The organism is Shewanella sp. QJM3NY_23 (assembly GCF_056173105.1).
Window position 1 is genome coordinate 88429 of sequence record NZ_CM149657.1, and the last position, 13940, is coordinate 102368.

A 13940-nucleotide genomic window follows, 5' to 3' on the forward strand; every position below is an offset into this window, starting at 1 on the left:
CTTAATGAAAATATTGCTCGTAGAAGATGACGCCACCACTATCGATTACGTGGTGAAAGGCTTTACCGAACAGGGGCACAATATTGAAACCGCAAGCGATGGTCATCAAGGTCTGCTGCTTGCGACGAGTATGCAATATGATCTGATTATTTTAGACCGCATGTTGCCCCAGCTGGACGGACTCAAGGTATTAGCCGCGCTACGAGCAACGGGTAATCAAACCCCTGTGCTTATCTTATCGGCCCTTAGCCACGTGGATGAGCGAGTTAAGGGCCTTAGAGCCGGGGGCGATGATTACATGACCAAGCCTTTTGCTTTTTCGGAGCTGTTAGTGCGTGCAGAAAAACTGATGCAGCGAGGCAACTCGGCACCAGCGCACACCGAATTAGCCGTCGGCAATTTGGTGATGGAACTGCTAACGCGTAAAGTGACCTTAGCGGGCCATGAGATACCGCTGCAGCCCAAAGAGTTTCAATTGCTTAAGTACTTAATGGAACATCCTAATCAGGTGATCAGCCGTACCTTGCTGTTTGAAGCGGTATGGGACTATCACTTCGATCCGCGCACCAATGTGATTGATGTGCATATTGCTAAGCTGCGTCGCAAGTTTGAAGAGCTTGGCTTTGGTGAATTAATCGAAACCGTTCGAGGGGCTGGTTATCGCCTACGTCAAGGGCATTAAGCCTTACCAGAGTAGTGCCTGGCGGATCACTATCATCTTTTCGGGCTTAGTGACCCTGATCATTGGCACCTTGCTATTTGGTATGTATCGCCAGCTGATTAATGAGCAAGAGCTGCAAACCAATCAACATTTAGCGGCAGAAAAACAGCGCTATCAACAGATGGCGCTGACGCTCGATAGACGCAGTTTTGCGACTCAAATCCGTACCGCCGATCCCAAAACTGCCCTAGTGGTGTGGCGCAGCTCGCTTGATCTTGTCGGGGCCTTGAGCCTCATGCCCGACGATATGCCTATTTTGCCTGAAACCCGAGAGTTTCCAATTTTGGCGGGCGGCGCAGATAAGCTGCATATTCTAACGGGTGGCTTAGTTATCACCCGTTATGGCCCAGTGTTGATTGCGACGCGAACCGATCAGTTAGCCACCTTAATTGACCGATTTGTGAACGCGGCGATCACCGCTCTGATGTTGACCATTGTATTAACCTTAGCACTAGGTTACTTGTTTTCTAAGGCGATTCTCCGCCGCTTAGTGCAGTACAATCGCTTAAGCCGGCGTATTGAAAAAGGGGAATACTCGACACGGTTACCCGTGAGTTGGCGCCAAGATGAATTCGACATGCTGGCGGGTAAGTTTAATGGCGTGCTCGACACCCTAGAAAACAACCTTAACGCGGTGCGAGGGGCTACCGATAATATCGCTCACGATTTACGTACTCCTTTGTCGCATCTACGTATGGGGATAGAACAGCTGCCGAATAAGTCGGCCGATGAGCTCGGCGAAGCCTGCGCAATTTTAACGGAAGAGCTAGACGATTGTTTAGCCACCTTTGATGCCATGTTGTCGTTAACCCGTATCGAAGAGGGGCAGCAAGTTCTCGAGCTGCAGCCCTTAAGCCTACAAGACCTGTGTGGCGACTTGTATGAGATGGCTGATGCAATGGCAGAGCTTAACGAGCAAACATTGTCGTTGCAGACCGCTGACGATTATACGGTGATGGGTGATAAATACCTGTTGTTCCAAGCTTTATTTAATCTGGTCGATAACGCGATTAAGTATGCAGGCCAAGGCGCCAGCGTGCAGATAGTGCAGCGTGGAAACCAAGTACAAATTATCGATAATGGCCCGGGTATTCCGCCTGAGGCGACCGAAAAGGTGTTTGATCGCTTAGTAAGGCTCGATCCAAGTCGTCACCATAAGGGGACCGGGTTAGGGTTATCGCTAGTGAAAGCCATTTTACAGCGTCATAATGCGCGCATTACTCTCAGTGATAATCAGCCTGGCTTGATTGTTACCATTGAATTTTCCTAACCTAATAGGTCCACATGTATCAGATCATCGCCGATGAAGTCGATTTTTTAGTGATCGACAAGTCGCCCAAGGTGCATTTTCACAGTCAAGATGGTAGCGCCGGCGTGATGGCGCAGATTGAGCAAGATTTAGCGATTAAGCTCTATTCTGTGCATCGGCTCGACACCATGACCTCAGGGTTATTGTTGTTTGCTAAAAGCAGCCAAGCCGCGGCTGGTTTTACCGCGATGTTTACCGCGCACCAAGTACAGAAATATTATCTTGCATTGGCGAAGGGAAAACCCAAGAAGAAGCAGGGCAGTATTGTTGGCGATATGGCAAAGTCGCGCCGTAGCATGTATAAATTACTACGTAGCATTGAAAATCCGGCAGTGACGCAGTTTTTTTCACAGTCGGTTGACGAAGGTCTGCGGCTCTATTTGCTTAAACCTTTAAGTGGTAAGACTCACCAGTTACGCGTAGCGTTGGCCAGTATAGGTGTGCCTATTTTAGGAGACGAGCTTTATGGTGGCGCGCCCGCGGATCGGGGTTACTTACACGCTTATGGGTTGTATTTTGAATGGTATGGGCAAGTGTACTCTTACTTGGTGGCGCCAACATCGGGTGAATGGTTTGGCCATGAGGCAATTAAGCGTCAGTTATACACATGGGCGGAGCCTGAGTTGTTGGCTTGGCCAAAACAAAAGTGATGACAAAAGGAAGCGGCTAAAATGGATACAAATAAATTATTATTGGTGATTATTGCCATCTTATTGCCCCCTGTTGCGGTATTTTTAAAAAGCGGCGTTGGCCAAGATCTGTTGATCAATGTGATCCTATGTTTGCTATTTTTTATCCCCGGAATGCTACATGCACTCTGGGTAGTGACTAAATGATAAGCAGATGATGAAAACAAAAGCACAGTTAAGGCTGTGCTTTTTTGTGGGCGATTTTCAGGATGATTTTTTTCGTTACTGCCTGATTTTAAATTATTTAATCTTTAAGGCTATTTGCGGTTTGAGTTAGGTCACATAATTGTACGGGTTTAAACTTGGCGTAAAAATGTACTGACGTAGCGGTGCAAGCTCACAAATGAGCTTTTTTGGGGTATACTCGCCGCCATGAATAGAAAGAAAAAAATCAATCAAACCCTGAAAGCTAAGGCCAAGAAAGCCAACGCTAAGCTTCACCACACGGGGAAGCCTAAGTATATTTCGAAGGCTGAACGTGAGCGTTTAGCGGTTGAGATTGAACATTCATCCGAACATGCGTCTTAGCACTAAGCGCATAAATTTACCCAATTTCATTTTCCAGTCACTGAGATAATCATCCATTTATAAAAATCGCTCGGATGCGTTGCAGAGTTGCTCTGTTGGCGTATTTGTATAGCGCGTGGCGGCTAACCGATTATGCTTAACTAATCGTTAACGCACCAAATGGGATTGTTTTAACCGCGGACTCATTTTGTTATGAGTTTGGCGCACAAGGTGAGGCCGCGATAGACGCTGTAGTATCGGTCGTTGCGGACGGTTTTGCCGAAATAGGAGTGTTATGAATACTGTTTATTCTGTTGGAGAGCTCGAGTCTTTTTTGGTGGCTATTTTAGTACTATTTCTCGGTCACTCAGTTAATCGTCATGTGCCTGTATTTAAAAAATATAATATCCCAGAGCCCATTGTTGGCGGTTTAATTATCGCTGCGATTATCGCCATACTGCATTTTAATCAGATCTCGTTAGAGTTTACGCTGTCGATGCAAAATACCTTGATGATGATGTTTTTTGCCACTGTGGGTTTAGCGGCAAGTTACAAATTATTGATGAAAGGTGGCACTAAGGTTTTTCTCTTTTTAGGTATCGCCTCTTTATATATCGTGATTCAAAATGCGGTGGGGGTTGGTATGGCTACCGCGTTAGGGCTAGAACCTCTAATGGGCTTAATTGCAGGGTCAATAACCCTGTCGGGTGGCCACGGTACGGGCGCCGCATGGGCGCAAACGTTCTCTGAAAACTACGGCATCAATACCCTTGAGTTTGCGATGGCGGCAGCCACGTTTGGCCTCGTGATGGGCGGCATTATCGGTGGCCCTGTTGCGCAGAGACTCATCAATAAGCATGGCCTAGTATCTTCTTATGGTGTGGGTGGCAACCATCATAAAGATCACCCAGATTTAGTGACCTATGATCAGTTAGAAGAAGACCGGGTTACCGCTAAGAGTATTCTTGAGGTGCTGTTTATTTTGCTGCTATGTGTGGGCGGAGCAAAATGGTTTAGCTCGTTGGTGAGTATGTTCGAACTCAGCTGGTTACGGATGCCAGACTTTGTTTATGCATTGTTTTTTGGCGTGATGATCACCAATATCACCGAGCTATCGCGTGGCTATAAAATTAATAGCGAAAGCGTAGATGTGATTGGTACCGTGTCTTTATCGCTGTTTTTGGCTATGGCATTGATGAACTTAAAGCTGTGGGAAATTTTTGACCTAGCGGTGCCGCTATTGATTATTTTACTCATTCAAACGGTAGTGTTAGCGCTATTTGCCTACTTTGTTACCTTTAAATTGATGGGCAGTAATTATGATGCCGCAGTGATGGCGGGTGGCCACTGTGGTTTTGGTATGGGGGCGACGCCAACCGCAGTGATGAATATGGGGGCATTAGTCTCAAGAACAGGGCCTTCGCCACAAGCCTTTATGGTGGTGCCCATTGTTGGTGCTTTCTTTATCGATATCGTCAATGTAGTTATTTTAAAAGGCTATTTGAGCTTTATCATGTAAGCACTTAGTGATGTAAGCATTAGCATGGCGCGCCATGTTGCTCGCTTTGCTTAAACGACTTAACGACAAACGGCACTTACTCAAGTAAGTGCCGTTTGTCGTTAAGCAGCAAGTGAGTGGCTTCAGTGCAGCGCCGGAATGAAGTAGAGGCTGTTACTGTAGACTTTTTGCGCGTCGAGCCAGCTATTTCTAAACAGTAGGTTATCGGTTAGCGCCACTATGGCTCCCTTACCATGGCGTTCAACTCGAATGGCTGGGGTTTGGCTGAAGCTGCGCTGATATTCTGTTGCCAGATAGCCATCCAGTAGCGGTTCATCAGCATAACTCGCGGCGGTGGTAAAGGAACTTGAACCGGCGAGCAATCCCAGTGGCTTATTTTTGAGTATTGGCAGAATGTTGCCTTGTAGGCCGAAATTAATCGGGTGAGAGGTATCAAGATCCAGTGCCAATATGGCTCCGCCAATCGTCTTGCGTGCTCTTAGTGTCGCTTGCTCGTCAAAGCGCATGCCGTCAGTGGCAAATAACTGTTCAAATGCCCGTGGATTTCTCACATCACTCTTTAATAAGTTGCCTTTGCTTAGCCAGCTTAAGGCTCCCTTTTGCGCCACGATCACTCCGCCATTATTAACAAACTGTCCCAGTTTACGGACGAGCTTTTCATCAACATTTTGATAGCTGCCATCGGCAAGAAACAGATGGGTGTATCGGTTAAGGGGCAGACTAGGCAAACGAGACACATCCACTTGAGTGAGCGGCGCCGCCAAATGTTGATCCATAAAATACCCTAGCTCACCCACTTCTGACGCAGAGGTACCATAACCTGTGATCACCACAGCTTTGATTGGCGCAATAGGGTGAAAATCGGGGCTGCCTAAATCGATACCTGATAACGCGCGGCTACTGGTAACCGTGGCGATGGTGAGACGATGGTGAGTGGCGAGCGAAATAAGCAGTTCTCTTAATGGTGCGCCAGCCATGGTTTGACGACCTAAGGGGATTTGCAATGTGCCAGCGGTAAAGTCGCTCGCACCTGCTGAGGTCATGATACTGAATGGTTTGGCGGCAAATTTTACTTTAACCCCATGACTAAGGAGCTGCTGTAGTACGGTCGCCGCATGATGTTGTCGCCAATCAATGAGCACGGCTACGCTGTCAGCAGCAATGCTTAGTGGCGCGTCAAGCGGGCGTTGGCTGCTGAGCGTATCCACATCTAGGCTGACATCCCGGGCCAGTTGTAAATTATAGGCGTAGGTGAAGTTCCAACTGGAGACATCATAAAAGGTGGCATCGTCGAATTCGGTGCGTTGATCAAATAGTGCCAGTAGTAGGCTTTTTTGCGGCTGATTAATCGGGATAAATAGGCTATCGCGTGGCGCGTAATCATGGCGTCCTTGGCGCAGACCTTCTCGCAGGTAAAAAAATAGGATCTGATGCTGCTGTAACACCTGGGCTAAGTCATCGCGCCGGCCCGGATCTTGACTCGTGCTGATCAATAAGCCGCTTTCGCGCCCCGAAGGCTGATGCTTATCCTTGCGTTGATAAAAGCGTGTTTGAAACTGCTGTAACTCTTGTTTAAGTGCTAACGCGCCTTTAAGGCTGGAAAACGACGTCGCCACTTGGTTTGCAATCGCCTGCTCAAAAACCAGCATGCCATTGTCAGATTCCTGTTGCTGTCCACGTACGCTGGCCTGCTCAAACAGCATCCCGACAGAGCCGTTGATATCAGGGTAGGTTGAGCCTTTACCAAAGTAAAAGTCATCAAACATTTGTTGGCTAAAATAGGGTTGCTGCCGTGTATCGAGCGCCTTGGCATGGTAAGCGGCTAGTTTAAGGGTCAGTTGTTGATTTTCTTCTGGGGTCAGCGGATGAGTGCGTTTAGGCACTCCAGGTTGAAAGAAGTAACTTTGGTTATGGCCCATTTCATGAAAGTCGCCAACATAGTGGGGTTGCCAGCGATGAAACAGGGCGATGCGTGCGCGTGTCTCCGGATGGCGCAAGAACAGCCAGTCACGATTAAGGTCGGCAAAATAATGATTTGAACGCCCAGCAGGCCAATTTTGTTGATGTTCATTATGGTTGCCATCACTGTTTTTTACTTTACCTGTGTAGTTATTGGCCCAAGTAGAAAAGCGGTCTAAACCATCAGGGTTTTGGGTTGGGGTGATGAGTACCACAGCGTTATCGAGCAACTCGATAACCCAAGGCTCTTGGCTGCTACTGAGCTGATGGCTCACTGCTAATGCGGCATGCGCACCACTGGCTTCGTCACCATGAATGCTATAGGCCAACCAGATGATCAAGGGCCCCGTTTGTGGCTGGTCGCTTTTAACTTGCGCGCGCTGAGCCATGATCTGTTTAAGATTGGCTTGGTTTACTGCCGAGGTGATCACCGCCGTGAGTTGTGAGCGGGCTTCATGGCTGTTGCCAGTCGACTCGAGGCTAACCCGAGGGCTTTGGCGTGCTAACTGCTTGAGATAGAAGTTCATTTGGTCGTGCCGTAGATGCCAGCTGCCTAGTGGATAACCTAAAAACTGGCTCGGTGATTCGATGGCCGAGGTTGTTTCTAAAGCAGATGTGGCGATAGTCACATTTTGATTAATCGATGCTGCTTGAGCAATAAGTGGCGTAAAAAACAGCAGCAGTAGGCAGAGTCGCAGCATCATTAGAGTCTTTATTATTGTATATAAAGGTTAAATTAACAGCTCGGTCAAGTCGTTACTATAGCCAGTAGTCACTTTATACGACACTTTTTAGACAAAAAATTACTGACTAATCGCCATAGGGGCTACAAAGCTGATAGGAGTCGGAGTATCATAGCGGTAATTCTTACTAAAACACTCGGGTTTAACCTGACGGAGCATGTCTTAATGATCACCATTTCCGATGCAGCTCAGGCACATTTTGTAAAGCTACTCGCTGATCAGCCTGAAGGAACTCATATTCGCGTATTTGTTATCAGCCCTGGTACTCCATCGGCAGAGTGCGGCGTGTCTTATTGCCCACCCGATGCCGTTGAAGCCGATGATATCGAGCTAGAGTTTAATGGTTTTCATGCCATGGTTGATGAAAAGAGCGCTCCTTTTCTGGAAGATGCCTCAATTGATTTCGTCACCGATCAACTCGGTTCGCAACTGACGCTCAAAGCGCCTAATGCCAAGATGCGTAAAGTCGATAATGATGCGCCATTGAAAGAGCGTATCGAGTACGTGATTCAATCTGAAATCAATCCACAGCTGGCTAGCCATGGTGGTAACATCATGCTGGTTGAAATCGATGCCGCAGGCGTTGCTGTACTCCAATTTGGTGGTGGATGTAACGGTTGTTCTATGGTTGATGTGACTCTGAAGGATGGTATCGAGAAGCAACTACTTGATATGTTCCCAGGCGAATTGACTGGCGTACGTGATGTGACAGAGCATGAGCATGGCGACCATTCATACCAGTAATCTTATTGGATGAATTCTGCTTGTTGCAGGATGACGTTTATTACGGGATGACTTAGGTCATCCCGTTTTATTTTGTCGCCAATGGTGCATCACCATCCTATGGGGGCGCTAGGCCTGCATTAATCTGGTTTTTAAACGATAGTGATAATGCCATGCAAGGGTGACACTTCTGGCAAGCATAAACACACTCATCGCGGCCCATAAGGCATGATTACCACTGTCTTGCAGTAGCCACCATGTGGGAAAAAACACGCCAAAGGTCGACAATATCATGCTATTACGCATGGTGGCACCTTCGGCTGCGCCAATATAAACACCATCAAACAGGTAAGAGCCAAACGCCAAAAACGGCATAAATATCACCCAAATCAGGTACTCTTGTGCCACTTGCTGCACCGCATCAATACTGGTGAGGAGGGTAATGAATTCTCCGCCTAGTGTGGCAAAGCATAATACAAATAGCAGGGCAGCGATGGCTGACCATAGGGTGGCTAATGTCACCGCCCCTGACATTCGCTGTGGATTGTGTTCGCCAAAGGCCCGCCCCACTTCAGCCTCGGCGTAGTAGGCGATACCATCTAAGGCATAGGAAATTAACAATAATAGGTTGAGTAATACCGCATTGGCCGCGACGGTATTGTCGCCTAAGCTGGCGCCTTCGAAGGTCATAAAGGCAAATGTGAGTTGTAAGCAGAGGCTACGAATAAAGATATCGCGATTGAGTCCCAAGAGTTTGTGGTAGCTGCGAAGTGATAATTGGCGACATAAAGTGAGTAGGTGAAAGCCACCCTGTTTGGCAATCACTCGGGACACCATGGTCGCCGCTACCGCAAAGCCCGTGATATCGGCAAATACCGATGCCCATGCCGCACCCTGTACGCCCCAATCGAATGCGATAACAAATAACAGATCCAATAAAATATTGGTACAATTGGCCGCGATCAGTTGCCACATGGCGGCTTTGGGTTGTTGCCTTCCGAGGAGCCACCCCAGCATGGCTAAGTTCATCAGCGCAAAGGGAGTCGACCAGATCCGTATATGAAAGTAAGCCTGGCTGTAATAGAGTACCTCGGCGCTCGCATCAGATAGTGATAGTGCCAAGGTCATAATAGGCGACTGAAATAAGATAGCTGCAGTTCCCAGTAACAGGGCTAAACTGGCCGATTGCAACAACAGTCGATATTGCGCTTGCGTGTCGCCAGCCCCAAAGGCCTGTGCCACCAAACCTGTGGTAGACATGCGCAGAAACCCCAGTACCCATAAGAGCAAAGTAATAAGGGTTGAGCCGACAGCAACACCCCCTAAATAATAAGCGTTACTCAGATGTCCCACCACGGCCGTATCGACTAAGCCTAATAAGGGCACGGTAATGTTTGACAGAATCATGGGCAAAGCAAGTGCAAGCAAATGCCTGTTTTTCTGTTTATCTAACAGTAAATTAACTAGGGACATAGATTCTCAGAGGTTACTTAATATGTTAAAACGCGTTTTAGTTACGCTGATATGCTGCTTGAGCTTTTCGGCTCAGGCGGTGGTGATTTTACAGTATCATCATGTGTCAGAAGATACACCTAGGGTCACCAGTGTGACGCCATTAGAGTTTCGTCAACAGATGGCCTACCTGAGTGATAATGGCTTTACCGTTATCCCTCTGTCAGAGGTGGTCGATGGACTCAAAGCCGATAAAGCCTTTGCCGATAAAACGGTGGCGATCACTTTCGATGATGGCTATCAAAACATTGCCGATAATGCCCATCCAATTTTAAAAGAATATGGTTTTCCTTACACCATCTTTATCGCTGTCGAGCCAATAGAGCAGCAATATCGTGATGTGATGAATTGGACGACCTTGAAGCTGTTAGCCGCTGATGGCGTCGAGTTGGCGAACCACAGTTGGGGGCATGAGCATTTGATCCGTCGTCTCGACGGTGAAACCGAATCCGATTGGTTGACGCGTATTGAAACTAATCTGTTGGCAACCGAAGCGCAAATAGTGGCGAAAACGGGTCAGAGTTTGAAGATGTTGGCTTACCCTTATGGCGAATATAACGCGGCGATAGAAGCATTGCTTAGCAAGCTAGGCTTTGTCGGGTTTGGGCAACAGTCGGGGGCCGCAGGCCATTATTCTAGCTTAACGGCGTTACCTCGCTTCCCGGTGGCGGGCACCTATGCGGATCTGTCTAGCTTAAAAGTGAAGTTGTACAGTTTAAACATGCCGGTATTGGCATTGTCTCCGTCGAATACCGAGCTAGCGCTAGGTGATTGGCGTCCAGAGATGAAGGTTAAGCTAGACATGAGTGATATCTACCCTCACCAGTTGATGTGCTTTATACAAGGACAGGGAGCCGCTAAGCCACTGTGGGTAAGTGAAGATGAGTTTGTTGTGCGCGCAGGACTCGACCTGTCGCCAGGTCGGTCACGCTACAACTGTACTGCGCCCAGTAAGCAAAGTGGGCGTTACTATTGGTTCTCCCAAGCTTGGGTGCGACCTAAAAACGACGGTACTTGGGTTAAAGAGTAGCAGGCGTTAGCTTAAAGCCAATGATACGGCGTTATCCATGCGGGCGATGCAGCTTGCTGTTTACAGCGTGTCATTGGCGGTGAGTTGCTGCAGGTCGGCGACCAAGTTTTGGGTTGAGATCTGCGGCAGGCTGCTGAGTTGTGTCAGCTTAGGTTTAACCGTCGCGTAGCGTTCACCTTGCGGTGAGATGAGTGTCATCGAGGCGCTATGATCTACCTGATAATTCTCCCCCTCGCCAACCATGGCATAAACAAATCCAAGCTCGCGGGTCAGCGGCAGTAGCTGTGCGTGTGGCGCGGTGACCGCTATAAAGTCAGAATTAAAAAAATTCACATAATCTAATAACTTATCTGGCGTATCACGGCTCGGATCTACAGATAAAAAGATCACTTGTAAATCCAGCTCCGGCGGTAAGCTCTGCACTGCGGCGGCCAGTTTTGCCATCGTAGTAGGGCACACATCGGGGCATGAGGTATAGCCGACAAACACCAGACTCCATTTATGTAATAATTGTTGGTTGGTAAATGCTTGCCCATGTTGGTCAACTAAGTTGAACGGTGATAAAGGCCGTTTAGTGGGATATAAATAGCTGGTGGTTAAGCTTAATGGCGGCGTCGCTGTTTGGTTAAGTGTATAAGCGGTTATCGCCCCCAATGTTGCACACACCAGTAGTATGCCCAGCAGCACAATTTTTTTCACAGGCGTTAACTCCATAAATAGTGGTCGACTAACAAAATTAAAAATAAGGCCATAAGATGGTAAATGGAAAATCGAAACACTTGCATTGCTAATTCCGGCTTATCGCGATATTTGAGCTGCCACGCCTTGTAGATAAAGCCACAGCTAAGCAGTGTCGAACCGATTAAGTAGAGCGGGCCGCACATACCAACCAGCACAGGATAAAGGCAGGCAAGAGCCAATAATATGGTATAGAGCAAGATGCAGGTTTTAGTAAACTCAACGCCGTGAGTCACTGGCAGCATAGGCACATCCACCTTGGCATATTCGGTTTTACGGTGGATAGCTAATGCCCAAAAGTGGGGCGGGGTCCAGGCAAAAATGATGATCACCAATAACAGGGCATTAGCATGAAACTCGCCGGTGATGGCGGTCCAACCTAATAGTGGCGGCATGGCACCTGCTAGTCCGCCTACGACAATATTTTGTGGTGTAGCGCGCTTTAGGTAGGCGGTGTAGATCACCGCGTAGCCAACGAGACTGGCAAATGTTAACCAAGCGGTGAGTGGATTCACTAAGGCATACAAAAGGATAAAGCCCAGCAATGCCATAGTGGTAGCAAATATCATCGCTTTAACGATGGAGATACGGCCTTTAGGCAGGGGGCGATTGTAGGTGCGCGCCATGAGACCATCTATACGGCGATCAATAAGATGATTATAGGCTGCAGCCGCCCCAGCCATCATGCCGATACCCACAAGGCCAGCAACCAAAGGTTGCAGAGGGACAGCCCCTGGCACGGCTAAGCACATACCCACCAATACCGTAAGTAACATTAACGCCACCACTTTAGGCTTGGTCATCTCTAAATAGGCGCGCCATTGAATATGGCTGGCTGCTGGGTTGCTGAGGGTTATCGGTTTTGTCATCGCTGCCTCGCTTATGCTTTACGCCACAGGGTGTAATTAATAAAGATCATGGTCAGCAGCAATAAAGCTGCCCCCGCGTTGTGAGCCACGGCAATGCCAAGCGGCAGATGCAGCACGACATTGGAGATCCCCAGCCCCACTTGTATTACCAGCAAGGTGATAAGCACCCAAGCGCTGCGCTTAATCATGGCCGAACGTGCCTGTATCAATAGCCGATAGGCGAGCCAGAGAAGCAGTGTGGCGGTGATAATCGCGCCCATCCGGTGCGTGACATGTATGGTCATGCGTGATGCGTAATCGAGCACCCCAAATTCGTAGCTGCCTTCTGTTTGGTAGAACAAGTTGAACGCTTGCAGGGGTTGCAGATTATTGAGCCAGTCGCCCTCGCAGATGGGTAACGCAGTACAGGCGAGGGCGGCGTAATTAGATGAGGTCCAGCCGCCAAGCATGATTTGCAGCACTAACACGACAAGGCAGAGTAGCGCGAAGGGCGCAAGTTTTCTCACTTGAGGCTCTCCCCCTACAATGCGCAACGGTGTGGTGCGTAAATACAAGATCCATAACAGCGACAGCAAGCTAAAGCCGCCAATGAGGTGTGACATCACCACTATAGGCATCAGCTGCATGGTGACAGTCCACATGCCTAGTGCCGCCTGAAATAGGATCAGTAGTGCGATAACGCTAGGTAGTTTTTTAGGGGCATCTTGAATTTTAAAACTGATATATAAGATATACAGTACCAGTAGCCCAAGGGCACCAGCAATATAGCGGTGTATCATCTCTAGCCAGGCTTTTTGGGTATCGACCGTATGCTCGGGGAAGGCTTGCTGCACTTGGCTTAGTTCATGGCTTTGTGTGGGCACTTTTAGCATGCCGTAGCAGCCGGGCCAGTCTGGGCAACCAAGCCCAGCATCAGACAAGCGGGTATAGGCGCCCATTAAGATGACACATAAGGTAAATACTAATGTGAGTTTTAGCAGTGGCGTCATCTGCATTAGCCTATCCTCGATAATTTAAGCATCTTGCGTAAATCTGCCACCATGGCCTTACCCAGTAATACTTGCTGATCTTTAGTGTCCACCTGCTGATAACGCATCACCATAGCCCCAAGGGGATCGACAATGATCAGCTGTTGCTGCGCCAGTAGTGCGCTAACGTCATGACTAGCCTTGGCGGTAGCAAAGTCAAACCCCTCAAGAGCGGGGCGATCGCTATTTTCTTGCAGCAAAATAATGGGGGTGACTCTTAATTGGTCACGCCCTAGGGCAATATGACTTTGGTGTAAAATATACAGGCGGTTGAGGCAAGGGCTATCACAGTGTGCGGGTAACAAGTAGATCATCTGCCATGATTTGGGATGAGGGTTACTCATGTCGAGCAGGCTATATGTGGTATCAGGCATCAGCAGTTCGCCCTTGTTGGTCGCTCCACCGTGATACAGGTTCATGCTGAGCACCAACTTAGCCGCCACCACAGGTAGCACAAATACCAGTAGCAGTATCAATAATGGTTTAGTGCTTTTACGTTTGGGGGAGTTCATCTTAGCTCCTCTTGTTGATCACTTTGTGGCTGACATGGACTCAGCGCAGAAAAAGGCCAACTTCCCGAGACGGCTAGGAAG

General features: G+C 48.3%; 14 protein-coding genes. 8 read left to right on the plus strand and 6 right to left on the minus strand.

The features are described from left to right. The first annotated feature begins 4 nt into the window (after nucleotides 1-4). The 6 genes from AC0VXX_RS00395 to gltS all read left to right on the plus strand — a co-directional run bounded on the left by AC0VXX_RS00395 (nucleotide 5) and on the right by gltS (nucleotide 4745). On the plus strand, nucleotides 5-682 hold the full coding sequence (locus AC0VXX_RS00395) for a response regulator transcription factor (protein ID WP_475515467.1): 678 nt from the start codon (nucleotides 5-7) through the stop codon (nucleotides 680-682). A gap of 49 nt (nucleotides 683-731) precedes the next feature. After that, the gene (locus tag AC0VXX_RS00400) at nucleotides 732-1991 is read left to right on the plus strand and encodes a sensor histidine kinase (RefSeq protein ID WP_475515468.1); all 1260 of its coding nucleotides are present in this window, start codon (nucleotides 732-734) and stop codon (nucleotides 1989-1991) included. A gap of 14 nt (nucleotides 1992-2005) precedes the next feature. Beyond that, complete coding sequence (locus AC0VXX_RS00405; protein ID WP_475515469.1) at nucleotides 2006-2680, plus strand: TIGR01621 family pseudouridine synthase; 675 nt, start codon at nucleotides 2006-2008, stop codon at nucleotides 2678-2680. A gap of 21 nt (nucleotides 2681-2701) precedes the next feature. Then, nucleotides 2702-2866 carry a YqaE/Pmp3 family membrane protein gene (locus AC0VXX_RS00410; RefSeq protein ID WP_110458718.1) on the plus strand — a complete coding sequence of 55 codons (165 nt, stop codon included), beginning with the start codon at nucleotides 2702-2704 and terminating at the stop codon, nucleotides 2864-2866. Nucleotides 2867-3091: 225 nt separating this feature from the next. Beyond that, nucleotides 3092-3247, plus strand: a complete 156-nt coding sequence (locus tag AC0VXX_RS00415; protein ID WP_475515470.1) for a DUF2986 domain-containing protein — start codon at nucleotides 3092-3094, stop codon at nucleotides 3245-3247. 274 nt (nucleotides 3248-3521) lie between these two features. Further along, nucleotides 3522-4745, plus strand: coding sequence for a sodium/glutamate symporter (gene gltS, locus AC0VXX_RS00420; RefSeq protein WP_475515471.1), 1224 nt, complete (start codon nucleotides 3522-3524; stop codon nucleotides 4743-4745). Between the two features lie 122 nt (nucleotides 4746-4867). Here gltS and AC0VXX_RS00425 read toward each other — a convergent pair whose 3' ends face one another. Beyond that, nucleotides 4868-7408 (minus strand): M14 family zinc carboxypeptidase, encoded by a 2541-nt coding sequence (locus AC0VXX_RS00425; RefSeq protein WP_475515472.1) that lies wholly within the window; start codon nucleotides 7406-7408, stop codon nucleotides 4868-4870. Between the two features lie 204 nt (nucleotides 7409-7612). Here AC0VXX_RS00425 and nfuA point away from each other — a divergent pair, with 204 nt between their 5' ends. Next, nucleotides 7613-8191 carry a Fe-S biogenesis protein NfuA gene (gene nfuA / locus AC0VXX_RS00430; protein ID WP_475515473.1) on the plus strand — a complete coding sequence of 193 codons (579 nt, stop codon included), beginning with the start codon at nucleotides 7613-7615 and terminating at the stop codon, nucleotides 8189-8191. 108 nt (nucleotides 8192-8299) lie between these two features. Here nfuA and AC0VXX_RS00435 read toward each other — a convergent pair whose 3' ends face one another. Then, nucleotides 8300-9643 carry an MATE family efflux transporter gene (locus AC0VXX_RS00435; protein WP_475515474.1) on the minus strand — a complete coding sequence of 448 codons (1344 nt, stop codon included), beginning with the start codon at nucleotides 9641-9643 and terminating at the stop codon, nucleotides 8300-8302. A gap of 22 nt (nucleotides 9644-9665) precedes the next feature. Between AC0VXX_RS00435 and AC0VXX_RS00440 the strand changes: the two genes are divergently transcribed. Next, the gene (locus AC0VXX_RS00440) at nucleotides 9666-10712 is read left to right on the plus strand and encodes a polysaccharide deacetylase family protein (protein WP_475515475.1); all 1047 of its coding nucleotides are present in this window, start codon (nucleotides 9666-9668) and stop codon (nucleotides 10710-10712) included. A 60-nt stretch (nucleotides 10713-10772) separates the two neighbouring features. Here AC0VXX_RS00440 and AC0VXX_RS00445 read toward each other — a convergent pair whose 3' ends face one another. Genes AC0VXX_RS00445 through AC0VXX_RS00460 form a run of 4 tightly spaced genes read right to left on the minus strand, consistent with a single transcriptional unit; the run spans nucleotide 10773 to nucleotide 13859 of the window. Then, complete coding sequence (locus tag AC0VXX_RS00445; RefSeq protein WP_475515476.1) at nucleotides 10773-11426, minus strand: SCO family protein; 654 nt, start codon at nucleotides 11424-11426, stop codon at nucleotides 10773-10775. Next, nucleotides 11417-12319, minus strand: coding sequence for a heme o synthase (cyoE, locus tag AC0VXX_RS00450; protein WP_110458711.1), 903 nt, complete (start codon nucleotides 12317-12319; stop codon nucleotides 11417-11419). The genes AC0VXX_RS00445 and cyoE overlap by 10 nt, the downstream gene beginning before the upstream one ends. Before the next feature lie 11 nt (nucleotides 12320-12330). Then, nucleotides 12331-13314 (minus strand): COX15/CtaA family protein, encoded by a 984-nt coding sequence (locus tag AC0VXX_RS00455; RefSeq protein ID WP_475515477.1) that lies wholly within the window; start codon nucleotides 13312-13314, stop codon nucleotides 12331-12333. Then, nucleotides 13314-13859 carry a hypothetical protein gene (locus AC0VXX_RS00460; RefSeq protein WP_475515478.1) on the minus strand — a complete coding sequence of 182 codons (546 nt, stop codon included), beginning with the start codon at nucleotides 13857-13859 and terminating at the stop codon, nucleotides 13314-13316. Before AC0VXX_RS00460 ends, AC0VXX_RS00455 begins: the two co-directional genes overlap by 1 nt. Nucleotides 13860-13940 lie beyond the last annotated feature (81 nt).

Coding starts and splice junctions, on each gene's coding strand:
- AC0VXX_RS00395 (WP_475515467.1), top strand. CDS start 5: ATGAAAATATTGCTCGTAGAAGATGACGCCACCACTATCGATTACGTG.
- AC0VXX_RS00405 (WP_475515469.1), top strand. CDS start 2,006: ATGTATCAGATCATCGCCGATGAAGTCGATTTTTTAGTGATCGACAAG.
- AC0VXX_RS00410 (WP_110458718.1), top strand. CDS start 2,702: ATGGATACAAATAAATTATTATTGGTGATTATTGCCATCTTATTGCCC.
- AC0VXX_RS00415 (WP_475515470.1), top strand. CDS start 3,092: ATGAATAGAAAGAAAAAAATCAATCAAACCCTGAAAGCTAAGGCCAAG.
- gltS (WP_475515471.1), top strand. CDS start 3,522: ATGAATACTGTTTATTCTGTTGGAGAGCTCGAGTCTTTTTTGGTGGCT.
- AC0VXX_RS00425 (WP_475515472.1), bottom strand. CDS start 7,408: ATGATGCTGCGACTCTGCCTACTGCTGCTGTTTTTTACGCCACTTATT.
- nfuA (WP_475515473.1), top strand. CDS start 7,613: ATGATCACCATTTCCGATGCAGCTCAGGCACATTTTGTAAAGCTACTC.
- AC0VXX_RS00435 (WP_475515474.1), bottom strand. CDS start 9,643: ATGTCCCTAGTTAATTTACTGTTAGATAAACAGAAAAACAGGCATTTG.
- AC0VXX_RS00440 (WP_475515475.1), top strand. CDS start 9,666: ATGTTAAAACGCGTTTTAGTTACGCTGATATGCTGCTTGAGCTTTTCG.
- AC0VXX_RS00445 (WP_475515476.1), bottom strand. CDS start 11,426: ATGGAGTTAACGCCTGTGAAAAAAATTGTGCTGCTGGGCATACTACTG.
- cyoE (WP_110458711.1), bottom strand. CDS start 12,319: ATGACAAAACCGATAACCCTCAGCAACCCAGCAGCCAGCCATATTCAA.
- AC0VXX_RS00455 (WP_475515477.1), bottom strand. CDS start 13,314: ATGCAGATGACGCCACTGCTAAAACTCACATTAGTATTTACCTTATGT.
- AC0VXX_RS00460 (WP_475515478.1), bottom strand. CDS start 13,859: ATGAACTCCCCCAAACGTAAAAGCACTAAACCATTATTGATACTGCTA.